Raw genomic sequence first — 22524 nt, forward strand, 5'->3', positions numbered from 1 at the left:
GCTCCGTCAAGGCGAAGAACAGTGCCGGCGATGCCTCCGCGGAGGCACGGGCTCACCAGATGAGCACCGAGCCGAATGTCGCGACCGTCGATTTCCTCGGGGAGAGCTACAGCTTCATCGATTGTCCCGGCTCGGTCGAGTTCCTGCACGAGATGCGTCACGTCCTGCCTGTCGTCGATGCCGCGGTGGTGGTATGCGAGGCTGACGACCGCAAGGCACCGGCGCTCGAACTCGTCCTGCGCGAGCTCGAGGAGGCGGATATTCCGCGTTTCCTGTTCCTCAACAAGATCGACACGGCAACGCGCCGGGTGCGCGAGACACTTGGCATCCTGCAGCGCGCCTCGCGTACGCCGCTGCTGCTGCGTCAGATCCCGATCTGGCAGAAGGGCATCGCCGTTGGTTTCATCGACCTCGCTCTCGAGCGGGCCTTCATCTACCGCGAGCATGCGCCGAGCGAGATCGTGCCCCTCGGGTCGGAGGAGGTTGGCCGCGAGAAGGAGGCGCGCTTCTCGATGCTGGAGAAGCTTGCGGACTATGATGATGAGCTGATGGAGGATCTGCTGGGCGACATGGAGCCCCCGCAGGATCGGATTTTCGACGATCTCGCGCGGGAGCTGCAGCACCGCCACGTCGTGCCGGTGCTGATTGGCGCGGCCGAGCGGGGCAATGGCGTCACGCGGCTGCTCAAGGCCCTGCGGCATGAAGCGCCTTCGCTTCCGGAAACCCGCGGGCGCATCGGCGTCGTCGAGGATGGCGCGCCGTTGGCGCAGGTGATGAAGACTTGGCATTCGAGCCAGGGCGGCAAGATCTCACTGGCCCGCGTATTGCGCGGGCGGCTCGCCGAGGGCGACGTCGTGACCTCGTCCAGCGGTGTCGAGACGCGCATCGGCGGTGTCATCGAGTTGAAGGGAGCCGAGCAGACGCGCAAGCCTGCCGCAGAAGAGGGACAGGTTGCCGCCTTTTCCCGGCTGGAAGGGGTGCGCACGGGGGATGCGCTGGCTGCTGGCAAGGTCCGTCCAGGCGTCGTGACGTCGGTTGCTCCGCCCGAGCCGGTCCATGCGCTCGGGATCAGCGTCAAGGATCGCAAGGATGACGTCCGGCTCACCGCTGCGCTCGGGCGCATCGCGGAGGAAGATCCCGCGCTGACCGTGTCGCACCTGCCGGAGTTCGGCGAGGTGCGGCTCTCGGGGCAGGGCGAGATGCATTTGCGCGTGACAATGGAGCGGTTGTCCGGGCGCTACGGCGTTTCGGCTCAGAATCATCCACCTGAGATCGGTTATCGCGAGACTATTCGCGGCAAGGCTAGCGCGCGTGGGCGGCATCGCAAGCAGAGCGGCGGGCATGGCCAGTATGGCGATGTGGTGCTCGAGGTGGCGCCGATCGAGCGCGGCGAGGGCATTCGGTTCGTCGACCGCATCACGGGCGGCGTCGTGCCGAGACAGTACATCTCTTCCGTCGAGGCCGGTGTGCGGGATTTCTGCCAGCACGGGCCGCTTGGCTTCCCGCTCGTCGATATCGAGGTGACGTTGACCGACGGCTCCTACCATACCGTCGATTCCTCCGACATGGCGTTCAGGCAGGCAGCGCGGCTGGCCATGGCGGACGCAATCCCGCAGGCCAGATCCGTGCTGCTCGAGCCGATCCTCGCCGTCGAGGTCGTCATTCCATCGGACGCGATGTCGCGGGCCTCGGCCATCGTTTCTGCAAGGCGCGGCCAGATCCTGGGCTACGACGCCCGGCCGGGATGGCGTGGCTGGGATCAGATCAACGCCCTGATCCCGGAAGCGGAAATGGGCGGTCTGATCGTGGAGCTGCGCTCGGCGACCTCGGGCGTCGGTTCCTTCAGCGTCAGGTTCGACCATCTTGCAGAACTCGCCGGCAAATCGGCCGATGCCGTCGTGGCGGCGCAGGCCCTGGCGCATGGGCGCTGAAACCCAGGTGTGACCTAAAAGGTTCATATATAAACCTTGTGGCAACGGCAGAGCGGCGGGCGCTTGCGCCCGCCGCTTTCGTTCCGCACTGTATGGTTACAACAAGGCAGAAACGCTCGCGTGAGTGGGAAAATGCCTGCGAGACGGGAGGAGCGACGATGAAGGTGACGAGCGCCGCACAGGCAGCAGCGGATCCGCGGCCCTGGCTGGCGCATTATCCGCCGGCGGTTCCGCCGGTGATCGATCAGGCCAAGGTCGGAACGCTCGCAGATCTGATCAGCCATGCCGTCACGACCTATGCCGCGCGCCCGGCCTTCGAGAGCTTCGGCAAGGCGATCAGTTTTGCGGAGGTCGGGAAAGCCGCCCGCGCCTTCACTGCCTGGCTGCAGGCCCGCGGCTTCAAGAAGGGCGACCGCATCGCGTTGATGATGCCCAACATCCTGGCCAATCCGGCCGCGATCTTCGGAACGCTGCTCGGCGGCTACACGGTGGTGAACGTCAATCCGCTCTATACGGCCCGTGAGCTGACCCATCAGCTCAACGACTCGGGCGCCCGCGTGCTCGTGGTGATCGAGAATTTTGCCCATGTCGTCGAGGAGGCCCGACCGAATCTCAAGCTCGACCAGATTGTCCTGGCGACGGCCGGCGACCTGATGGGTTTCAAGGGGGCCATCGTCAATTTCGTGGCCCGCAGGATCAAGAAGGTCGTCAAGCCGTTCAACCTGCCGGGCGCGGTCCCGCTGAAGACTATTCTCGCCGGCCCATCGACGATGACACCGGTCGTCGTCCTGCCCGAGGATGTCGCCTTCCTGCAGTATACCGGCGGTACGACCGGCGTCGCCAAGGGCGCGACTCTGACCCATCACAACGTCGCGTCCAATGTCGAGCAATGCGCGCTCTGGCTGGGCTGGGGGCTCGAGCCACCGCTCGGCCGCAGCGACTACCAGCATGTCATGGTCACGGCGCTGCCGCTCTATCATATCTTCGCGCTGACCTGCTGCTGCATGTTCATGCTGCGGATCGGCGCAAAGGGGCTCCTGATCGCCAATCCACGCGATATCGCGGGCTTCATCAAGATCCTGAAAACGAGCCGCTTCACGCTCTTCTCCGGTGTCAACACGCTCTACAATGCGTTGGCCAACCATCCAGAGATCGAGAATGTCGATTTCTCGGAATTGCGTTTTGCGGTGGCGGGCGGCATGGCGACGCAAGCGGTGGTCGCCAAGCGCTGGCGGGAGGTCACCGGGCGGCCGATCGTCGAGGGCTACGGTTTGTCCGAGACCTCGCCAGTCGCCTCGGCCAACCGGCCCGACATTGCCGAGTTCACCGGCACGATCGGGTATCCGCTGCCCTCGACCGATTTCGCGATCCGGGATGTCGACGGCAATGACATGCCGATGGGCGAGCCGGGCGAGGTCTGCATCCGCGGCCCGCAGGTCATGCGCGGCTATTGGCAGCGACCGGACGAGACCGCGAAGGTGATGACCCCGGACGGCTATTTCCGCTCGGGCGATATTGGTGTTCTGTTGCCCGACGGGCAGATCAAGATCGTCGACCGGATGAAGGACATGGTGCTGGTCTCCGGCTTTAACGTCTATCCTAATGAGGTCGAGGACGTCCTCGCCACCCATCCGGGCGTGCTCGAATCTGCCGTCATCGGCCTGCCCGACGAGCATTCCGGTGAGGCGGTGACGGCTTTCGTGGTCAAGAGGGACGCCAGCCTGACAGCCGACGAGTTGCGCAGCTTCTGCAAGGACAATCTCACCGGCTACAAGGTGCCGAAGCAGATCATCTTCCGTGACAGCCTGCCGAAGACCAATGTCGGCAAGGTGCTGCGCCGCGCCCTGCGCGAGGAGGTCACGGCCAAGGGCTGAACGGCACGACTTGATCGAGCGGGTGGGTTTGACTAGCGTTTGCACGGAATCCGGTGGCCGTGATCGTGCAGCGCCGACCGTCCCGCCCGCTCGGAACAAGGCAGCTATTTGCCCCGTCGACTCATCGAACTGCCGCTGCTGCGCCGCCTCAAGCCCGGGCTCTATGTCCATGACGAGGAGGCGCTGAATGCCGAGCCGGCGATCGGGCTGCTCGATACTCCGATCACACCGGTCGATGCTTTCTTCATTCGCAACAATGGCGCCTTGCCTGAGATTGCTGCCCCTGAAGCATGGACGCTGACGCTCGACGGGGAGGTCGAGCGGCCGGCGACCTGGACGCTTCAGGAACTTCAGCGCGAGTTCGAGACCGTCACTGTCACCGCCGTGCTCGAATGCGCCGGCAACGGGCGCGTGCAGTTCTCGCCCAGGACCGATGGGTTGCAATGGCGGCTCGGCGCGGTGGGCTGCGCGCGCTGGACCGGGGTTCGGCTCAAGGACCTGCTGGCTCATGCGGGTTTGCTGCCCAGCGCTGTCTATGCGGCGCATTACAGCCCCGACCGTGCGATCAAGGACGAAACCAAGGACGCGCTCTCGCGTGGCCTGCCGATCGCCAAGGCGATGAGCGATGAGACGCTTGTCGCCTTCGCGATGAATGACGAGCCGTTGCCGCGTCTGCATGGCGGACCGCTGCGCATTGTCGCGCCCGGCTTTCCGGGCTCTGCCTGGCAGAAATGGCTGGACCGGATCACCATCCGCCCTCGCGAGCATGACGGCGAGAAAATGCGGGGCACCGATTATCGCATGCCGGTCGTGCCGATGCGCCCGGGTGAAGCGATAGACGAAAGCCTGTTCGCCGTGCTCACCGACATGCCTGTGAAGTCGCTGGTCACGGCGCCCCTTGAGGGCTTCACGGCTGTGGCCGGAACGCCATTCGCGGTTCGCGGCTTTGCCTGGAGCGGAGCGGTCCCGATAGCGGCGATGGACCTATCGTCGGATGGCGGCAAAACCTGGTGCGACGTCGCACTCGAGCCGGCGGAAGGCGCATTCGCCTGGCGCCGTTTCCAGACGATGCTGACTATTGCCGTGGCGGGGCCGGTGACGATCATGGCTCGCGCGCGGGATGTCGAAGGCCGGGTTCAGCCACTCGAGACGCCCTGGAATCCGCGCGGGTACTGCAACAATCAGGTCCACCGCGTAGCCGGAATGGTGCACTGATCGCGCCGTTCTGCGCCTTCGCCGTCAGGCTGCCAGCAGGGCATTGCCACTGGCGCCGGTGGCGCAGGCTTCGACGATCTCTCCGGCCGCCACATCGCGCGCGAAACGGAGCAGCGTGAAATCCTCGGCGCGGCCCGTATTGCCGCGTTCCGTCAGCACGCTGAGCGGCCGGCCGATACGGGCCTGCAGATGGCGCGCATGGGCGGCCTGTGCCGCGGCGCGCAGGCGTGCGGCCCGGTCGCTGACGATCTCGCCGGGCAGTTGCGGCATCCGGGCGGCCGGGGTGCCGGGCCGGGCCGAATAGGGGAAGGCGTGAACATAGCTCAGGCCGCATTCGTCGATCAGCGAGAGCGAGCGGGCGAACATCGCCTCATCCTCGGTCGGAAATCCGGCAATGAGATCGGCGCCGAAGACGATGTCGGGGCGCAGCGCCCGCATCTCCGCGCAAAACCGGACGGCGTCTTCGCGGCAATGGCGCCGCTTCATCCGCTTCAGGATGAGGTCGTCGCCGGCCTGGAGCGAGAGATGCAGATGCGGCATCAGCCGCGGTTCGGTCGCAATGGCCTGGCGCAACGCATCGTCGACCTCGACCGCGTCGATCGAGGAGAGGCGCAGGCGCGGCAGGGCGGGCAGGGCGCGCAGGATGGTCTGCACGAGTTCGCCGAGCGTCGGGAGCTCCGGCAGGTCCCGGCCATAGCTCGTCAGGTCGACGCCGGTCAGCACGATTTCGCGGGCGCCATTCTCAACCAGCTTGCGGCACTGGCCGAGGACCGCTGCGACGCCGAGCGAGCGTGAATTGCCCCGGCCATAAGGAATGACACAGAAGGTGCAGCGATGGTCGCAGCCGTTCTGGACCTGAACGAAGGCGCGGGTATGGGCTGCAAAGGCGTTGGGCGACAGCGTCTGCAGCGTGGTCTCGCGCATGATGTCGGAGACGGTCGTCTTGTCCTCGGGATTGACCTCGGCGTCCGAGGCCAGGCTGTTCGAACGGGCGAGCGATATCCAGGTCTCGGCCCGCATCTTTTCGGCGTTGCCGAGGACGCGCGCGGTCTCCGGCATCGCCGCGAAGACGCCGGATTCGACCTGCGCGCCGCATCCGGTCACGATGACGGGCCTGTCAGGCTGTTCGCGCTTGAGACGCCGGACGGCCTGGCGTGCTTGCCGCATGGCCTCCGTCGTCACGGCACAGGAGTTGACGATCGCGACGTTGCCAAGGCCGGCTGCCTCCGCCTGCGTCCTGATTGCCTCGCTCTCGACGATATTGAGGCGACAGCCGAAGGTGACGACTTCGAGCGTCATCAAGCCGCGCTTTCGAACAGCGCCGGCTCGAGCACGCCCTCCCACTCGAACGCGACTGGGCCGGTCATCAGGACATGGTCGTCGCTTGCGCGCCATTCGATGATGAGATCGCCGCCCGGCAAGCTGACCACCGCCTTGCGCGCCGACAGTTCGCGCCGCACGGCGGCGACGAGCGCGGCACACGCGCCGGAGCCGCAAGCCTGGGTGATGCCGGCCCCGCGTTCCCAGACGCGCAGCACGATATGATCGGGAGCCTTCACCGCGGCCAACTCGATATTGGCCCGATCAGGGAAGATCGGGTGGTTTTCGAGCAACGGGCCGATCTGCTCCAGGTTGAAGGCGTAGGGATCGTCCACAAAGAAGACGGCGTGGGGGTTGCCCATATTGACCGCGCAAGGCGTGTGCAGGATCGGCTCGTCGATCGGCCCGATCTGCAGCTCGAAGCGGCTGGTATCGTGGAACGGATCTGCCAGCGGGATCTCGTCCCAGGCCAGCTTCGGTCGGCCCATGTCGACGGTGAAGACGAGATCGTCGATGCGCGAGGCGGGGAGCAGTCCCGACTTGGTTTCCAGCATCAGCTCGCTCCGGTTGCTGTCACCCATCCKGGGATCGGCCAGCATGGCCCAGGCGACGCAGCGCGTGCCATTGCCGCAAGCGCCGGCTTCCGAGCCGTCCGTGTTGTAGATGCGGATGAAGGCATCCGTGCCGGGCGTGCGCGCATCGTGCAGCACCATTAATTGGTCGAAATGCGCGCGCGGCTCCGCGGCGATGGCACGCGCCTCCGCTTCGCTGACTTTCAGCCTGGTGCCGCGCAGGTCGAGCACGGTGATCTGGTTGCCGAGCCCGTTCATTTTCAGGAACCGGCGATGCGCCAATGCGTTCATTTGGTCACAGGTCCAACAAAGAGCGGCTATATGAGGGAGCTGACGCGAAAAAGCCACCCTTCCAGCCGTTCCTGCGCGCTCACGGACATTCTATGCTGCGGCGCAAGGGCGCGAATCGCTCCTCTCTGTCAGGGCTAAGATGATGCGGCATTTCCGGGTTGGAATTCTGGCTGTCGCAGGCGTCGCCGCCGGCTCCCTCGCCATCGCACAAACCCGGGTGGCTCCGCCCACGCCGGTGGAGGCTGCTCCCCTTGCGCCGCCGCCGGGCGCCGCATCGCCGAGCCCGGCTCCGGTCCAGGCGGTGCCCGTGCAGGCGCCGGCACAGGCCCCGGCAGACAGCCTGACGCCCCCGCCCGTGCCGCTGCCGGCGCCGCCCGTGACGCCGCCGCCATCGGCGGGCCAGCCTGCGCCGAGTGGGCCGATCCCGCAGGGCGCTGCGCCGCCACCTCCCGCGCCGCCTCCGCCTCCGGTTCCTGCCCCGGCCACGCCGGAGGCGCCGCCCGCTCCGCCGCTTCCCGCTCCTCCGGTCGCACCGCAGCAGCGGCAGTCGACCGTTGTGCCCGATCCGAACGCGACGCTCGCGGGTAAACCGGGCGACCCGAGCGATGTCGACGAGGTGCAACTGGTGCCCAAGCCGGTGCTCGCGATCTCCGGCCAGTCGAGCTGGGATCAGGGCTTCCAGCGTTTGGTCGAGAGTTTCCGCATCCTGCGCGAACAGGCCTCGCGATCGGGGCTTTCGGTTGCAGGCCGGCCGCTGACGCTCTTCATCGAGACGGACGATAACGGCTTCCGCTTCGAGGCGATGCTGCCTGTCGACCGGGCGCCGGACGGTGCGGCGCCGCTCGCCAATGGCGTGCGGTCGAGCACGAGCCCGGCCGGGCTCTCGCTGCGCTTCGTGCATACAGCGCCCTATGACGACATCGATTCCACCTATGAGACGATCACGGCCTATCTCGAGGCCAAGAACATCAAGGTGAAGGACGCCTTCCTCGAGGAATATGTCACCGATCTCAAGGACCCGGGCGATCCGAACCTCGAGATCAACGTCTACGTGCAACCGCAATAGGCTTTGGCTTTAGCGAGCGCCTTGCTTCGGCCGGCAGCTCTCAGCCGGTCGCGATGTGCCGCCAGCAGATCGTCCTCAGGCGTTCCAGCTCAGTCCGGGGCGCATCGGCCGAAAGCGCTCCTCGGGCAGGTTCGCTTGCGCAAGGGCGAGCTTCAGGGCTTCGGGCGGACGCTCGATGCCTTCGTCGGTCAGTTGGAATGTGCCCCAGTGGTGTCCGAGCGCCTGCTCGGCGCGTAGCGAGAGCATGACCCTGACGGCTTCTTCCGGATTCATGTGGTTGTCGCCCATGAACCAGCGCGGCTCGTAAGCGCCGATCGGCAGCACGGCCAGGCGGAACGGGCCATGCTCGGCACCGAGCCGCTCGTAGAGCGAGCCATCGTGATAGCCGGTATCGCCGATATGGAAGACCTTGCCCAGTGGGGTTTCGATGACGAAGGAGCACCAGAGCGCCATGCGGCGGTCGAGCGCGCCGCGCGCCGACCAGTGATAGGTCGGAACCAATGTCGCGGAGACGGCGTCGGACAGGGCGACCTTCGCTTTCCAGTCATAGGCCTCGGCGTGGATGGCGGGATTGCGGGCGCGGATGATCGTGTCGTTGCCGAGCGGCATGATCATCCGCGGCTTGTCGCGCCGGTGGAGCGCGTCGAGTGCCGCGAGGTCGAGATGGTCGTAATGATTATGCGTGATCAGCACGACATCGATCTTCGGCAGGTCGTCGAAGGCGACGCCCGGAGCGTTCACGCGTCGTGGGCCAGCGAAGGAGAAGGGGCTGGCGCGCTCGGAATAGACCGGGTCGACCAGCACATTGAGCCCGGCGATCTGGTAGAGGAACGAGGCGTGGCCGAGATGGACGATGCGCAGGCCCTCGACACGCGCAGGTGGCTTGTCCTGCGTCGGGGCCGGGTAATGCGCCGGAAAGGCCTCACGCTCGCGCTTCGAGGTCTGCCATCTCAGGACGTCGAGCAGGCCCTTGTTGACCGGCCGGCCATCGGTGAAGCGCAGTCCGTCGAAATTCTCGCTGACCGGCCCTTGGTAATAGGGGTTGCGCGAGCGTGAGAATGCGGCCCAGGCCATGCCAGTCGAGCTGAGCAAAGCGGAGACACCGAGAAGCGAGAGGAGTTTGCGGCGGTTCATGGCGGGAGAAGTGGGGCCTGTTGCGGCGGGGTCAAGCCCTGCGATCCTGCCCCGGAAAGAGGGCCCCGCCCACAGGAAACCGCATCGTCACGGCATCTTGAACGCTGTGACATGCAGCCAATCGGTGGGCTCGCGGTCATAGCCGCTCCCGATTTCCTCGACGATGTCGAGCCTGGACCAGCGCCCAGTGCCGTACGCGCCGCGCAGCCATTCGGGCGACGGGTAGTTGAAATAGCGGCCGAAGCGATCGCGGCCGTCCTGCTCTCCAGCCTTGAAGCTGGCATAGAAGACGCCGCCAGGTTTCAGCGCGGCATGCACGCGTGCGATCATGGCAGGCAGGGCCGCACGGGGGACGTGGAGCAGGCAGGCATTGGCCCAGATTCCGTCAAAGGCCTCATGCTCGGCGAGGTCCTCGAACAGGAGGACAGCCACCGGACGACCGAGGCGGCGCTCTGCCTGTGCCGCGAGTTCTGGAGAGCCATCGGTCGGCAAGACGTCGAAGCCCTGCGCCAGCAACGCCTCGCTGTCCTGTCCGGCGCCGCATCCAAGTTCGAGCACGCGTCCGCCGGGCGGCAGCAGCGACATGAAGCCCTGAAGCTTCGCGCGGCTCGCCTCCTGGCCGCGCGACGCATAGGCTTCGGCCTCGCTCGCGTAGAAATCGAGCGTGTGGCTGTCCTTGCCGTCGCGCATGCTGGCTCTGCCCATTGTCAGTGGTTGCCCGAGCGCATCGCCACGGTCGCGATGCCGGCACCGATCAGGAGCGTTCCGCCGGCCTTGTTGAACAGGCCGATCGCACGCGGATTGCTGACCACCGAACGGGCACGCGAGGCGATCAGCGCGTAGCCCAATGCATTGGCGAAGGCGAGCGTGATGAAGGTTGCCTCGAAGATCAGCATCTGTGTCCAGAAATCGGCCTTGGCGTCGAGAAACTGCGGCAGGAAGGCGACGAAGAAGGTGATGCTCTTCGGGTTGAGAGCTGTCACCAGCCAGGCATGGCCGAGCATCTTCAAGGCCGAGGCAGCATCCTTGCGGGGTTCGGCATTCAGGCTCCCGCCGGCGCGGAAGAGTTTCACGCCGAGATAGACGAGATAGGCTGCGCCAACCCATTTCAGCGCGGTGAACACAGTCGCCGAGGCTGCCAGCAAAACGCCGACCCCGAGCATCGAGAGCGTCATTGCGGTGAAATCGCCGAGCGCGACGCCGACTGCCATCGGGAAGGCGGTGCGCCAGCCCTGGCCCAGGGCATAGGACATCACGAGCAGGATCGTAGGGCCCGGGATAACGAGCAGGACGGCGGTTGCGGCCGCGAAGGCGGCCCAGGCTTCGAAGGTCATGGCGAGGCTCCCGAGGTTGCAGCCCGAGCAATCCCGAGGCGCGAGACTTTGTAAAGAGGCCGCCGCAGCCTCAACCGCCGCGGCCGCTACGAGGCGCGTAATGCGGCCTCAGCGACGAGCGCTCGAGATGAATTTGCACATCGCCGCGCGGGTGCCGCCTTCCTCCGCGATCTGTCCCGGCTGCACGGTGAAGACGATGTCGACCCGCGTACCCTTGCCGCTCGGGCGTGCGGTCACGCGAAGCGTTTGCGGGCGGCCGGATCCGGTCACTTCCTGGAGGGCGGAAATCGTGCCGAGTGATTTGTCGACCTGGATGCCGTCGAAGCCGTCGGCCGCCACGGCCCTGGCAAGCGCGGGCAGCACCACGGCCGGCGCCCGGTTGGGGATGAGATCCCAGGTCCGGTAGGTGAGGGCGGTGAGCATCGGAACACCGGCCGATTTGAAGTTGCTGGCGCAGGGTTGGGCCTGAGCTTGAGCCTGGGACAGGCCGACAAACAGGGAGGCTGCCGCAAGGGCGATCAATTTCGGCGCAGCGTAAGGCATCTCGCAATCCGTATTCAAAAGGGGGGACGCGACAACTACCGCCCTGCAATCTGCCTGTCACCTTCAGCGCGAACCCTGCGTAAACTTTCCACCGGAACGAGCGGCCCGGCATCTACCGTCCTACGGGGCTGCGGATCAGCTGCGACAACCAGGGCCCAATAGGCGCGGTACTGAGTGCGTGGGTCCTTTGCCAGCGCAATGCCGAAGCGCGTCGCCTCGGGCATGCGCAAATTCGCGTCATGTCCCGACGATTGACGCCACCCCGCAAAAGCCTCCTCGGTTGAATAGTAGCCGCCTCCCAGATTCTCGGCTGCACGGCCCGTATTCAGCCCGGCCGCATGCACGCGGGCCGTGAAGTTGCCGCCGACATCGTGCGAGAGCGCGTTGCCGGCGACCATCGCGTCGGCCTGGCGCTGGGCCATCGCCGTCAACGCGGGGTCGAGCCGCACGGGGCCGAGGCCGAGACTGGCGCGGTAGTTGTTCAGGATTCGCGCTGCTGCGGCGCGGTCGACCTGTACCGCGGCCAGCTTCTCGGCGGATTTCGGATTGATGGGGCCCGTGCGCAGTGGTTCGGTGGCGCAGCCAGCAGCCAGGAGGGCGGTGGCGAGAAGGGCGGCAGCGGCGGTTCGGGTCATGCGATCAGGACGATTCTGTTGTTGATCGGGTCAGATCAGCTAGCGGTCAATCGCGGCGAGATTGCCACCATGCGTCCGCAATCTTGACTTTCGCCACATTCTGACGCTTTAACCCCAGCATTCGTTTCGCCGACATCGACGAGACCGCATCCGCCGACCGGGCCGCTCGCATGAGCCATGAGAGCCCGGAGGTCAACGCCCGACAGCGCGTCTGCGCCCTCGGGCGCGAAACCGCTTGGGGGTGATGTCCGTTCTGTTGGATGAAAGAGCCGTACAAAACCGACAAGGGGCCGCATGTTCGGCACATTGAGCGACAGACTCTCCGGCATCCTCTCGGGCCTGACCCGCAGGGGCTCGCTGACCGAGGACGACGTCAACGCAGCCCTGCGCGAGGTTCGCCGCGCGCTGCTGGAGGCGGATGTCGCGCTCGAGGTCGTGCGCAGTTTCACCGACAAGGTACGTGAGCGCGCGGTCGGCGCCGAGGTTCTGAAATCGGTCACGCCCGGCCAGCAGGTCATCAAGATCGTCAACGACGTCCTGATCGACACCCTTGGCGGCGAGGGCGAAGGCATCACGCTCGATTCGGTGCCGCCGGTGCCGATCCTGATGGTCGGCCTGCAGGGCTCGGGCAAGACGACCTCGACCGCCAAGATCGCCAAGCGCCTTAGCGACCGGCACAAGAAGCGGGTGCTGATGGCCTCGCTCGACACGCGCCGCCCCGCTGCCATGGAGCAGTTGGCTATCCTCGGCCAGCAGGTCGGTGTTGATACGCTGCCCATCGTCGCCGGCCAGTCGKCCGTCCAGATCGCGCGCCGCGCGATCGAGGCCGGCAAGCTCGGCGGTTTCGATGTCGTCATGCTCGACACCGCCGGTCGCGTCACGCTCGACGAGGCGCTGATGGCGGAAGTCGCCGATGTGAAGGCTGCGACGAACCCGCATGAGGTGCTGCTCGTCGCCGACGCGCTGACCGGCCAGGACGCGGTCAATACGGCGCGTGCCTTCGACGCGCGCGTTGGGCTCACCGGCATCGTGCTGACCCGTATGGATGGCGATTCGCGCGGTGGCGCGGCGCTCTCGATGCGCGCCGTCACCGGTAAGCCGATCAAGCTGGTCGGCACGGGCGAAAAGACCGATGCCCTCGAGGATTTCCATCCCTCGCGGGTCGCCAATCGTATCCTCGGCATGGGCGACATCGTTTCGCTCGTCGAGAAGGCGGCCGAGACGATCGATGCCGAGCAGGCGCAGGCCGTCGCCCAGCGTATGGCAAAGGGCAATTTCGATCTCTCCGACATGCGCACGCAGTTGCAGCAGATGGAGAAGATGGGCGGGCTCGGCGGCATCATGGGTATGCTGCCCGGGATGAAGCAGGCTCAGAGCCAGCTCGCCAGTTCTGGCGTGGGCGACCAGATGTTCAAGCGCATGATCGCGGCGATCGACTCGATGACGCCGGCCGAACGCAAGAACCCCGACCTTCTCAAGAACAGCCGCAAGAAGCGCATCGCGGCAGGGTCAGGTACCTCGGCAGAGTCGATCAACAAGTTGCTCAAGATGCATCGCGGTATGGCCGACGCAATGAAGGCGATGTCGAAGCAGAAGGGCGGCATGCTCGGCAAGCTTGGCCAGATGTTCGGCATGGGCGGCGGCGGATTGCCGCCGGGCATGCCTGATCCGTCCAAGATGGACCCGGCCCAGCTCGCGGATCTGCAGAAGCAGCTCGGCGCTGGCGGCGGGCTGCCTTCGCTGCCGCCGGGCGGTTTCCCCGGCCTGCCCAAGGGCGTGACGCCGCCCGCCGGCATGATGCCGAAACTGCCCGGATTGGGCGGCCTGCCTGGTCTCGGCGGCAATCCGTTCGGCGGGAAGAAGAAGTGATCCCCGTCCTCGAGACCGAGCGCCTGGTGATGCGCGGCTGGGCCAAGGGCGATTTCGATCGCGTGGCCGCGTTCCTGGGCGACGAGCAGCTGACCCGTTTCGTCGGTGGCGCCAGCGGGCGCGAGGATTCGTGGCGTCGCTTTGCCAGCATGGCTGGCCATTGGTCCCTGCTGGGTTTCGGTCTCTGGGCCCTCGAGGCCAAGGAAGACAGCCGGCTCGTCGGCTGGTGTGGGCTGCTCTCGCCGGAAGGCTGGCCCGAGCCGGAGATCGGCTGGAGCCTTTTCGCCGGTGAGCATGGGCGCGGCTACGCGACCGAAGCTGCTCTGCGCGCCCGTGACTATGCCTATCGTGACTTGGGTTGGACGACGCTGATGAGCTTCATCCACCCCGACAATCGACCCTCGATCCAGGTTGCCGAGCGTCTCGGCGCCAGATTCGAGAAACCCTTCGTGATCCGTGGCTGGGAGGTCGGCATCTACCGGCACCCGGCTGCCGAGCCTGCGAAACAGAAGCCTGCAAACCTGAACTGACTGGAGATTATCATGTCCCTGAAGATCCGCCTCACCCGCGGCGGCGCCAAGAAGCGCCCCTATTACCGCATCGTCGTCGCCGACGCCCGTTCGCCGCGCGATGGCCGCTTCATCGAGAAGATCGGCGCCTATGATCCGATGAAGGCGAAGGATTCGCCGGAGCGCGTCGTGCTCGACCTCGAGAAGGCCAAGGCCTGGCTCGCCAAGGGCGCCCAGCCGACCGATCGCGTCCTGCGTTTCCTCGACGCTGCTGGCCTGCTGAAGCGTCCGGCCCGCAACAACCCGGCGAAGGCCGTTCCCGGCGAGAAGGCCAAGGAGCGCGCCGAGAAGAAGGCCGAGAAGGCCGCTGCTCCGGCTGAAGCTGCTGAGTGAACCTTTTGAGACGCGGCCGCCTTTCGGGGCGGCCGCGCCGATTTCTTCCTTTACTCCTTGGTGATTATGGGTTCCGGGCTGCTCGCTTCGCGGTGACCCGGAATGGCGTTTGATGGCTGATAACGAACTCGTCCCGCTCGGCATCGTCGGGGCGCCGCATGGCGTCAAAGGCGAGGTGCGGATCAAGGCCTTCACGGCCGATCCGCTCGATATCGCGGCCTATGGCGCGCTGATCGACGATCACGGCCGCCGTTTCGAAATCGCGGAGATCAGGCCCGCCAAGGAAGTGGTCATTGCCCGCCTGAAGGGCGTGACCAGCCGCGAGGCGGCCGAAACCCTGACTGGGCTCAAGCTCCATACCGAGCGAGCAAACCTGCCGCCGGCCGATGATGAGGACGAGTTCCTCCAGGCCGATCTGGTCGGCTGTTCCGTGGTCGGGCCGCAAGGCGAGCCTCTCGGCGAGGTCACGTCCGTCGACAATTATGGCGCCGGCGACCTGCTTGACATCCGCACTCCGGATGGCCGCTCCGTGCTGATGCCGTTCACCAAGGCCTTCACACCCCGAATCGACATCGCGGCGCGACGGATCGAAGCGGACCCTCCGGCCGGATTGTTCGAGGATGTCGATGACAAGTGAAACCTCGATCCGCGCCCTGATCTTCGACATGGATGGCACCATCGTCGACAACATGCGCTTCCACGATGATGCCTGGGAGGCGTGGCACAAGACCGAGAACCTCGCCTTCGACCGGGCAAGCTTCTTCAGCCGCACCGCTGGCAAGGCCAATCTCGAAATCCTTTCTGCCTATTTCCCGGAGGCTGAGGATGCTGAGCTCGAAGCGCGCGGGCTGCGCAAGGAAGAGCTCTATCGCGCGGCCTATCGCCCCCATGTCGCGGCGTTGTCTGGTCTGCTCGCTCTGATGGCGCGCGCCGAGACTGCCGGGATTCCGATGGCGGTCGCTTCCGCTGCGCCGCCGGCCAATATCGACCTCGTGCTCGATACGCTTGGTCTGCGCTCGCGCTTCGCCACGATCGTCTCGCCATCGCAGGGGTTTCGGGGCAAGCCGCATCCCGACATGTTCCTGGCGGCCGCCGAGCGCATGGGCGTGGCTCCCGAAAGCTGCCTCGTCTTCGAGGACGCGCCGCTGGGCGTCGAGGCCGCGAAGCGTGCCGGCATGCGGGCCGTCGCGATCCTGACGATGCTCGAGGCGGGGGCCTTCTCCGGCTTCGACAATGTCATCGGCAGTGCCAGGGATTTCGCAGCGCTGGACGGGCATCCGTCGCTGCGCTTTGCTTCGGCATGAGCTTTCGCGCCTCGATCCTGACCCTCTATCCCGAGATGTTTCCCGGCCCGCTCGGTGCTTCCCTGGCGGGGGAGGGATTGCGCAAGGGATTGTGGCAGCTCGATACCCACCAGATCCGCGACCACGGCATCGGCCGTCATCGCAATGTCGACGACAACCCGGCTGGCGGCGGTGCTGGCATGGTGCTGCGCTGCGACGTGCTGGCAGCTGCGATCGATGCGGCGGTTCCGGTCGACGATCCAAGACCGCGCCTGCTGATGTCCCCGCGCGGGCGCAGGCTGGATCAGCGCCAGGTCCGCGATTGGGTGGCCGGCGATGGCGTCGTCATCGTCTGCGGGCGCTTCGAGGGCGTGGATGAACGGGTGATCGAGGGGCGCGGCCTGACCGAGGTCTCGATCGGCGACTACATCCTCTCCGGCGGCGAGATGGCGGCGATGGTGCTGCTGGATGCTTGCGTGCGCCTGATTCCCGGCGTGATGGGCAAGGAAGCCTCCGGTTCGGAGGAGAGTTTCGAGAACGGCCTGCTCGAATATCCGCACTATACGCGCCCGCGCGAGTGGGAGGGCAGGGGGCTGCCCGAGGCGCTGCTGTCGGGAGACCACGCTCGCATCGCCCGCTGGCGGCGCGAGCAGGCTGAGGCGATCACGCGCGAAAGGCGGCCGGACCTGCTTTCGGGCCGCAGATCTCAGGGATAGGCCGTCACCGGCAACTGCTCGGCCAGCCAACCCTTGTCGCCGGGATTGCCGAGCAGGCCGCCGCGGACATCGACAATGTCACGCCAGCCGCGGCCGGCGAGCTTGCGCTGCAGCGAGCTGCTGCGGTTTCCAGTACGGCAGATCAGCGCGATGGTCTTGCCGGGATTCTCGAGCCGTAGCGCGGCAAGCCACGCCTCGAAGGCGCTGGCCTCCATATCCAACCTGATGGCGCCGACCGGCACGCCGGTATCGGCCCATTCCTCTGGTGTCCGGATATCGACGAGAATCAGCGTGCCGGCCTTGGCTCCGTCATAGGCCTGCCGCACGGAGAGCGACGGAGGCCCAGATTGCGCCACGGCCGCCCCCGCGAGGAGCGGGGCGGCCGTCAGGATCAGAAAGGAGCGGCGGTTCATGCCGCAAGCGCTAGCCGAGTGGCGCGCCCGCGGCAATTCACGATCGCTGGCTCAGCGCAGCTCGGCGCAGAAGCGCTGGATGCGGCGGCAGGCTTCTTCCAGCTTCTCGTCCGAGGTGGCGTAGGAGATKCGGAAATTGGGCCCAAGGCCGAAGGAGGAGCCGTGGACGGCCGCGACGGCTTCCGTCTCGAGCAGGCCCATGACGAGGTCTTCGTCGGTCTCGATCACCTTGCCGTTCGGCAGCTTCTTGCCAATCAGCGCCGAGCAATCGGGATAGACGTAGAACGCGCCTTCCGGCGTCGGGCACTTGAGGCCGCGCGTCTGGTTCAGCATCGAGACCACGAGATCGCGGCGACGCTCGAAGGCCTTCCGGAAGACCGGAATGTGCTCCTGCGTACCGTCGAGCGCCTCGACCGCCGCCCATTGCGAAATCGCCGAGGTGCCGGAGGTCTGCTGGCCCTGGACGAGGTCCATGGCGTTCATCAGATGCTGCGGGCCGGCAGCGTAGCCGATGCGCCAGCCGGTCATGGCGTAGGATTTCGAGACGCCGTTCATGGTCAGCGTGCGCTCGTAGAGACCGGGTTCGACCTKAGCGGGCGTGACGAACTGGAAGTCGCCATAGACCAGGTGCTCGTACATGTCGTCGGTCAGCACCCAGACATGAGGATGGCGCATCAGGACATCCGTGAGCTTCTTCATCTCGGCATGGCTATAGGCGGCGCCCGACGGGTTCGAAGGCGAGTTCAGGATGACCCACTTGGTCCTGGGGGTGATCGCTTTCTCGAGATCCTCCGGCTGGAGCTTGAACTCGTTCTCGATGCGGGTCTCGGCGAAGGTCGGCGTGCCGCCGCAGAGCGCAACCATCTCGGGATAGCTGACCCAGTAGGGCGAGATGCAGACGACCTCGTCGCCGGGGTTCAGGGTGGCGAGGAGCGCGTTGTAGATGACATGCTTGCCGCCGGTGGAGACGATCGTCTGGCTCGGCTTGTAGTCGAGGCCGTTCTCGCGCTTCAGCTTGCGGGTAATCGCCTCGCGCAGCTGCGGAATGCCGGAGACCGGCGTGTACTTCGTCTCGCCGCGCCTGATCGCGGCGATGGCGGCTTCCTTGATATTATCGGGCGTGTCGAAGTCCGGCTCGCCGACCGAAAGCGAGATCACGTCCTTGCCCTGGGCTTTCAGATCGCGCGCCTTCTGCGTGATGGTGATGGTCGCGGACGGCTTCACGCGCTTCAGGGCATCGGCAAGAAAGGCCATGATCGATCTCCGGCGGAGCTTTCGGATAGCGCCACATGGCGCGCGCGTGGTTTAGGGCGCGCGTGCCGGCACCGCAAGCAAGAGTGCGTCATGGCTGGCAGCAGCAATGTGAATGATGCGCCTCGCACGGGCTGGCGAGGGAGGGCCACGCCCATCAGTGCCATCCCGGCCCGAAAGGTGCATGGTGCCGGACGCCCCTTTGGGGGCGCAACCAGTGACCAGCGCGGAGTGTCGCGCAGAAGGCATCACGTGAAACTCAGGATCGGCTACGAGCTCGATTACGACTTTCCGCAACCAACCCCCATGATCCTGATGCTGCATGTGCATTTCAGCCGGGTGTCCGAGCTGGACGAGCCTGACCACATGCGCCTGGATCCACCGGTCCGCGTCAGCGCTTATCGCGACGGTTTCGGCAATTGGTGCAGCCGGCTGGTGGCGCCGCAAGGGCGCGTGCGAATCTCGGCCGATGCCGTGATCAACGACAGCGGACTGCCTGAAACGCTCCGCCACGACGCAGGGCAGGTCCCGGTCGAGCTGTTGCCGGAGGAGTGCCTGGTCTTTCTGCTCGCCAGTCGCTTCTGCGACAGCGACCGCTTGCTCGATCTGGCCTGGCAGCTCTTCGGCCATGTGCTGCCGGGCGCGCCGCGTGTGCAGGCGATCTGCGACTTCGTGCACCAGCGCATCGCCTTCGACTACAATGATGCGAGCGTGACGCGGACGGCGTCGGAGGCCTATCGCGAGGGGCGTGGCGTTTGCCGCGACTATGCGCATCTCGCGATCGCGTTCTGCCGGGCGATGAACATCCCGGCGCGTTATTGCACGTGCTATCTCGGCGACGTCGGCACGCCTCCCCCGTTTCCGCCGGGCGATTTCGCAGCGTCCTTCGAGGCTTACCTGAGCAGTGGCTGGGAGATGTTCGACCCGCGCAATAACGTGCCGCGGATCGGCCGGGTGCTGATCGCGCGCGGCCGCGACGCGGCTGATGTCGCCATCACGACCACCTTCGGGCCGAACACGCTGGTCGGTTTCAGGGTCTGGACCGACGAAGTCATCGAGGCCTGACGAGCAGGTCCCCGGAGCTATTCGTCGAAGAGCCGGGCTGCGCCCTGCTTCTTCGCCCGGACGGGCTTCTGCTGAGGCAGCTCCTGTGCCGCTGCCTCAGCACTGCTGGAGCCAGCCGCCAGTGCCCCGGCCTTGGCTGATGCGGGCTGAGYGGAGGCTGCCGACGGCGCAGTGAGTTTCGCCGCCGCCTCCGGTTCGATCGTCCTGAAGCGTATCATCTGTGTCCTGTCGGCGGTGCGTTGCGGTCGGGAAAAGCCGGCGCTGCGAGGCAGGGCAGCGGCTGCCGGCGCCTCACTTCTTCTTTTGCGGAGCCGCGGCCTTTGCGACCACGGCAGCGAAGGTCGAAGGGGCCGCTGCCGAGACCTTCGGCTTGTCCTTCTTCGGCTTCTTGGCTTCGCGGTTGCCGCGTTGTTCACCCTTTGCCATCGTCTCATTCCTCGCTTCGAGGGGCGCGGGCTGCGCCCCTTCTCAGGTCAACGGGCAGATCGGCAGTCCTGGTCGGATACCGACATACTCGGAGTGGTTGCGCGAAAGCGGCGCTGTGCAGTGAAACTCGTGCTGTCTTCGGTCATTCTGCGGCCGGCTTTCGGCTGCCGCGGTCGGCCCGGGCGGTAGCCGGACTCTGTCACATCGAAGCAGAGTTCGAGCCTAGGCCAGCGCCGGCCGAAGTGCACGCGGTTTCTCGGGATATCTCGCGTCGCCCGGTTGATGCCTGGGCGACATCATCATGCGCCTCCGCCATGCGCCGGCGCCGCGTAATCGTTGCGACGCTTCCCGTGCTCCAGCGCGGACGGCCCCAGCAGGGAAAGCCGCGACGATTCAGCCGCCGGGCGATATCGCCGGGATCGTCGATGCCGACCTCGACGAGTTGATCGATCAGCGCCCCGGCTGCTGCAAGGAAGATGGCGTAGAGTTCCCTTTCAAGTCGCCGGTCCATCGGCCGTTGCAGGTTCTTTCGGTAGGCCGCTTCAACGGTCGAGATGTGGTCCCAAAGGGAATGGCCGGTGTCATGAAGCAAGCGGCCGGGCTTGCGCCCGGCCGAAGCAGATACGGCATCGTCAGACTGGATCAGGATCAGCGTACTCCCATGCCAAAGCTGGGCTCGACCGCGTTGGGCGAGAGCATCACCGCGTTGGGATGGCCGCCCTCGAACATGGCGAAGCGGACCGCATCCTTCTTCTCGCGAAAAATGCCTTCAGACTGGCCTTCGAGGTCGCGGGCGACCCAGAAACCGTGCTTCGACTGCCCGACAAGGAAGAGATGGCTCGCTCCTTCGAGCGGCTGGACCGGCGTGGATTGTCCCATGTCGCAGCGCTCAATTCGGCAGGAACAGCCAGGCGCGCAGGCCGATGAAGCCGGCGGCCGCGAGCGCAAAGCAGGCCAGTGCAGCAAGCTCTGCCGCGAGCAGGCCGGTCGCCGGCCGCTTCTTCGCCACGGTGCGATAGACCGCGCGGGCGCGGCGCTGGTGAGAGGTATGGGCGTAGGCGGTATCAGTCGTCATCTCGACCTCCATCGATGGTCGAGATGTAGGTCCGCTCCCGCTAAGCTTGCGATGTGGAAGACGCGCTGCCGCATAAGGCCGGCATAAAGCCGTCCTTGCATGCCCTGCCGTTCCCTGCGATGCGCTGACCCCCATGGAACCAAGCCCCAGCACCATCGCGATCTATGTCGATGCCGACGCCTGTCCGGTGAAGCCGGAGGTGTATCGCGTGGCCGAGCGGCATGGGCTCAAGGTCTTCGTTGTCGCCAACAGCTTCATGATGGTGCCGCGGGAGAGCTGGATCGAACGGGTGATCGTATCCGACGGGTTCGATGCTGCCGATAACTGGATTGCCGAGCGGGTGGCGCGCGGTGCGATCGTCATCACCTCCGACATCCCGCTTGCCGATCGCTGCATCAAGGCCGGAGCCGATGTCATCKGGCCGACAGGCAAACCCTTCACCGAAGCCTCGATCGGCATGGCGCTGGCGACGCGCGACATGATGGAGGATCTGCGTGCCGCCGGGGCGGTGACCGGCGGGCCGAAACCCTTCTCGCAGAAGGACCGGTCAGCCTTCCTGCAGGCACTCGACGTCGCGGTGCAGCGGCTGAAGCGGGCGGGGTTCGGCGGGTAGGGCCTGGCGACCGAGCGGAAACCGCGTGCCATTCCGGCCCGGCCGAGACAGAGGCAGCCTTCAAATATCCTCGAAGTCGCCGCCACGCCCCTTGCCGCCGGCGAAGCGTCCGGCTCCGGCCGCACCTTCCTTGACGATGGTCTCGACGGCTCCAGCCCATTCCCGCGCCAGCGCCTCGCGGACGCCGAGGCCGTGCCCGGCAATCGCGTTGTGGCGGTCGGCCAGCATGGCGCCCTGTGGGAAGCGGACGATCTGCTGCGCCATTGCCTCGGCGGCGGCGCGGGCTTCTCCGCGCGGGACCACTGTCTCGCAGAGCCCGATCCGCAGGGCTTCGTCGGCTGCGACCTTGCGCCCGGTCATGATGATCTCGAGCGCACGGCCCTGGCCGACAAGGCGGGGCAGGCGCACGGTGCCGCCGTCGATCAACGGGATACCCCAGCGCCGACAATAGACGCCGAAATAGGCGTCCTGGGCCATGATCCGGACATCGCACCAAAGTGCGAGTTCCATCCCGCCAGCGACGGCCGGGCCCTCGATGGCGGCAATCACGGGCTTGCCCATCTCCAGCCGCGAGGGGCCCATCGGGCCGCGTGGGGCCGGGCCACCGCCATGGGGAAAAGCCAGTCCATCGACGATCTCCGTGCGGAAGCGCTCCGCATCGGTGAAGGCCTGCGCATATTTCAGGTCCCAGCCGGCGCAGAAGGCGCCGCCTTCGCCCCAGAACACGATCGCGCCGGTTTCAGGATCGGCGTCGAGTTCGCGGAAGGCGGCCGTCAGCGCTTCGGCGCTGTCGGGATCCATCGCGTTGCGGGCCTCGATGCGGCTGTGGATGACGGTCGCGACCTTGCCGTCGCGTTCGATGCGGATGGTCATGGGCGGCTCGTTCCCCGTTGCTCGCTGAGCGCAGGCTACAGCCTCCCGCGGCGCCGGCACCTGCCGCTGGACGCATGGCGCCTTTGCCCGTAATTCTCGCGACAAGCCCAGTCTCCAAATCGG

Annotated in this window: 26 protein-coding genes; 12 read left to right on the top strand and 14 right to left on the bottom strand. The window is 66.2% G+C overall.

The features are described from left to right. From AC1DRP_RS11385 to AC1DRP_RS11395, 3 genes are all read left to right on the top strand, one after another. A partial coding sequence (locus AC1DRP_RS11385; protein ID WP_476768527.1) for an elongation factor G occupies nt 1-1931 on the top strand: 1931 nt, incomplete at its 5' end. A 158-nt stretch (nt 1932-2089) separates the two neighbouring features. Further along, nucleotides 2090-3805 carry an AMP-binding protein gene (locus AC1DRP_RS11390; RefSeq protein ID WP_476768528.1) on the top strand — a complete coding sequence of 572 codons (1716 nt, stop codon included), beginning with the start codon at nt 2090-2092 and terminating at the stop codon, nt 3803-3805. A 108-nt stretch (nt 3806-3913) separates the two neighbouring features. Continuing rightward, complete coding sequence (locus AC1DRP_RS11395; RefSeq protein ID WP_476768529.1) at nt 3914-5020, top strand: sulfite oxidase; 1107 nt, start codon at nt 3914-3916, stop codon at nt 5018-5020. A gap of 24 nt (nt 5021-5044) precedes the next feature. Here the strand turns inward: AC1DRP_RS11395 and mtaB are convergent, their stop codons facing one another. Together mtaB and dapF are read right to left on the bottom strand one after the other, a co-directional pair. Then, the gene (gene mtaB, locus AC1DRP_RS11400; protein WP_441505235.1) at nt 5045-6319 is read right to left on the bottom strand and encodes a tRNA (N(6)-L-threonylcarbamoyladenosine(37)-C(2))-methylthiotransferase MtaB; all 1275 of its coding nucleotides are present in this window, start codon (nt 6317-6319) and stop codon (nt 5045-5047) included. Then, on the bottom strand, nt 6319-7203 hold the full coding sequence (gene dapF, locus AC1DRP_RS11405; RefSeq protein ID WP_441489449.1) for a diaminopimelate epimerase: 885 nt from the start codon (nt 7201-7203) through the stop codon (nt 6319-6321). The genes mtaB and dapF overlap by 1 nt, the downstream gene beginning before the upstream one ends. Nucleotides 7204-7342: 139 nt before the next feature. Between dapF and AC1DRP_RS11410 the strand changes: the two genes are divergently transcribed. After that, nucleotides 7343-8269: a GyrI-like domain-containing protein gene (locus AC1DRP_RS11410; RefSeq protein ID WP_476768530.1), complete on the top strand. Its 927-nt coding sequence runs from the start codon at nt 7343-7345 to the stop codon at nt 8267-8269. A 75-nt stretch (nt 8270-8344) separates the two neighbouring features. On the opposite strand, the gene AC1DRP_RS11415 is transcribed toward AC1DRP_RS11410, so the two are convergent. The 5 genes from AC1DRP_RS11415 to AC1DRP_RS11435 all read right to left on the bottom strand — a co-directional run bounded on the left by AC1DRP_RS11415 (nt 8345) and on the right by AC1DRP_RS11435 (nt 11915). Beyond that, nucleotides 8345-9403, bottom strand: coding sequence for an MBL fold metallo-hydrolase (locus AC1DRP_RS11415; RefSeq protein ID WP_441489447.1), 1059 nt, complete (start codon nt 9401-9403; stop codon nt 8345-8347). Nucleotides 9404-9490: 87 nt separating this feature from the next. Beyond that, nucleotides 9491-10093: a class I SAM-dependent methyltransferase gene (locus tag AC1DRP_RS11420; RefSeq protein ID WP_476768531.1), complete on the bottom strand. Its 603-nt coding sequence runs from the start codon at nt 10091-10093 to the stop codon at nt 9491-9493. Nucleotides 10094-10110: 17 nt separating this feature from the next. Continuing rightward, entirely contained in the window at nt 10111-10737 is a 627-nt protein-coding gene (locus AC1DRP_RS11425; RefSeq protein ID WP_476768532.1) for a LysE family translocator, read from the bottom strand. Between the two features lie 108 nt (nt 10738-10845). Then, nucleotides 10846-11280 carry a hypothetical protein gene (locus tag AC1DRP_RS11430; protein ID WP_441505239.1) on the bottom strand — a complete coding sequence of 145 codons (435 nt, stop codon included), beginning with the start codon at nt 11278-11280 and terminating at the stop codon, nt 10846-10848. A 35-nt stretch (nt 11281-11315) separates the two neighbouring features. Continuing rightward, nucleotides 11316-11915 (bottom strand): CAP domain-containing protein, encoded by a 600-nt coding sequence (locus AC1DRP_RS11435; protein ID WP_476768533.1) that lies wholly within the window; start codon nt 11913-11915, stop codon nt 11316-11318. A gap of 294 nt (nt 11916-12209) precedes the next feature. Here AC1DRP_RS11435 and ffh point away from each other — a divergent pair, with 294 nt between their 5' ends. From ffh to trmD, 6 genes are all read left to right on the top strand, one after another. Then, nucleotides 12210-13784, top strand: coding sequence for a signal recognition particle protein (gene ffh / locus AC1DRP_RS11440; RefSeq protein WP_476768534.1), 1575 nt, complete (start codon nt 12210-12212; stop codon nt 13782-13784). Next, complete coding sequence (locus tag AC1DRP_RS11445) at nt 13781-14314, top strand: GNAT family N-acetyltransferase (protein WP_441489441.1); 534 nt, start codon at nt 13781-13783, stop codon at nt 14312-14314. The genes ffh and AC1DRP_RS11445 overlap by 4 nt, the downstream gene beginning before the upstream one ends. Before the next feature lie 12 nt (nt 14315-14326). After that, nucleotides 14327-14686, top strand: coding sequence for a 30S ribosomal protein S16 (gene rpsP, locus AC1DRP_RS11450; RefSeq protein WP_043233545.1), 360 nt, complete (start codon nt 14327-14329; stop codon nt 14684-14686). 112 nt (nt 14687-14798) lie between these two features. After that, entirely contained in the window at nt 14799-15323 is a 525-nt protein-coding gene (gene rimM / locus AC1DRP_RS11455) for a ribosome maturation factor RimM (protein WP_476768535.1), read from the top strand. Beyond that, nucleotides 15313-15990, top strand: coding sequence for an HAD family hydrolase (locus AC1DRP_RS11460; RefSeq protein WP_476768536.1), 678 nt, complete (start codon nt 15313-15315; stop codon nt 15988-15990). The genes rimM and AC1DRP_RS11460 overlap by 11 nt, the downstream gene beginning before the upstream one ends. Then, complete coding sequence (trmD, locus tag AC1DRP_RS11465) at nt 15987-16685, top strand: tRNA (guanosine(37)-N1)-methyltransferase TrmD (protein ID WP_441489438.1); 699 nt, start codon at nt 15987-15989, stop codon at nt 16683-16685. The genes AC1DRP_RS11460 and trmD overlap by 4 nt, the downstream gene beginning before the upstream one ends. Here trmD and AC1DRP_RS11470 read toward each other — a convergent pair. Both AC1DRP_RS11470 and AC1DRP_RS11475 read right to left on the bottom strand, forming a co-directional pair. Beyond that, a complete protein-coding gene (locus AC1DRP_RS11470) occupies nt 16676-17098 on the bottom strand; it encodes a rhodanese-like domain-containing protein (RefSeq protein WP_476768537.1) in 423 nt (140 codons plus the stop codon). The genes trmD and AC1DRP_RS11470 overlap by 10 nt on opposite strands. Nucleotides 17099-17149: 51 nt before the next feature. Further along, nucleotides 17150-18352, bottom strand: coding sequence for a pyridoxal phosphate-dependent aminotransferase (locus AC1DRP_RS11475; RefSeq protein ID WP_476768538.1), 1203 nt, complete (start codon nt 18350-18352; stop codon nt 17150-17152). 249 nt (nt 18353-18601) lie between these two features. Here AC1DRP_RS11475 and AC1DRP_RS11480 point away from each other — a divergent pair, with 249 nt between their 5' ends. Beyond that, nucleotides 18602-19414 carry a transglutaminase-like domain-containing protein gene (locus AC1DRP_RS11480; RefSeq protein ID WP_441505244.1) on the top strand — a complete coding sequence of 271 codons (813 nt, stop codon included), beginning with the start codon at nt 18602-18604 and terminating at the stop codon, nt 19412-19414. A 291-nt stretch (nt 19415-19705) separates the two neighbouring features. Here the strand turns inward: AC1DRP_RS11480 and AC1DRP_RS11485 are convergent, their stop codons facing one another. The 4 genes from AC1DRP_RS11485 to AC1DRP_RS11500 all read right to left on the bottom strand — a co-directional run bounded on the left by AC1DRP_RS11485 (nt 19706) and on the right by AC1DRP_RS11500 (nt 20915). Beyond that, nucleotides 19706-19840, bottom strand: a complete 135-nt coding sequence (locus AC1DRP_RS11485; protein WP_280114129.1) for a hypothetical protein — start codon at nt 19838-19840, stop codon at nt 19706-19708. Nucleotides 19841-20039: 199 nt separating this feature from the next. Next, nucleotides 20040-20351: a hypothetical protein gene (locus tag AC1DRP_RS11490; RefSeq protein ID WP_476768539.1), complete on the bottom strand. Its 312-nt coding sequence runs from the start codon at nt 20349-20351 to the stop codon at nt 20040-20042. Between the two features lie 137 nt (nt 20352-20488). Then, entirely contained in the window at nt 20489-20719 is a 231-nt protein-coding gene (locus AC1DRP_RS11495; protein ID WP_441489434.1) for a hypothetical protein, read from the bottom strand. Between the two features lie 10 nt (nt 20720-20729). Next, nucleotides 20730-20915 carry a hypothetical protein gene (locus tag AC1DRP_RS11500; protein WP_441489433.1) on the bottom strand — a complete coding sequence of 62 codons (186 nt, stop codon included), beginning with the start codon at nt 20913-20915 and terminating at the stop codon, nt 20730-20732. 133 nt (nt 20916-21048) lie between these two features. On the opposite strand from AC1DRP_RS11500, the gene AC1DRP_RS11505 reads away from it, so the two are divergent. Beyond that, nucleotides 21049-21528: a YaiI/YqxD family protein gene (locus AC1DRP_RS11505; RefSeq protein WP_476768540.1), complete on the top strand. Its 480-nt coding sequence runs from the start codon at nt 21049-21051 to the stop codon at nt 21526-21528. A gap of 60 nt (nt 21529-21588) precedes the next feature. On the opposite strand, the gene AC1DRP_RS11510 is transcribed toward AC1DRP_RS11505, so the two are convergent. Then, nucleotides 21589-22401 (bottom strand): crotonase/enoyl-CoA hydratase family protein, encoded by an 813-nt coding sequence (locus tag AC1DRP_RS11510; protein ID WP_476768541.1) that lies wholly within the window; start codon nt 22399-22401, stop codon nt 21589-21591. Between the last annotated feature and the right edge of the window lie 123 nt (nt 22402-22524).

The organism is Allobosea sp. 01N443, assembly GCF_056399325.1.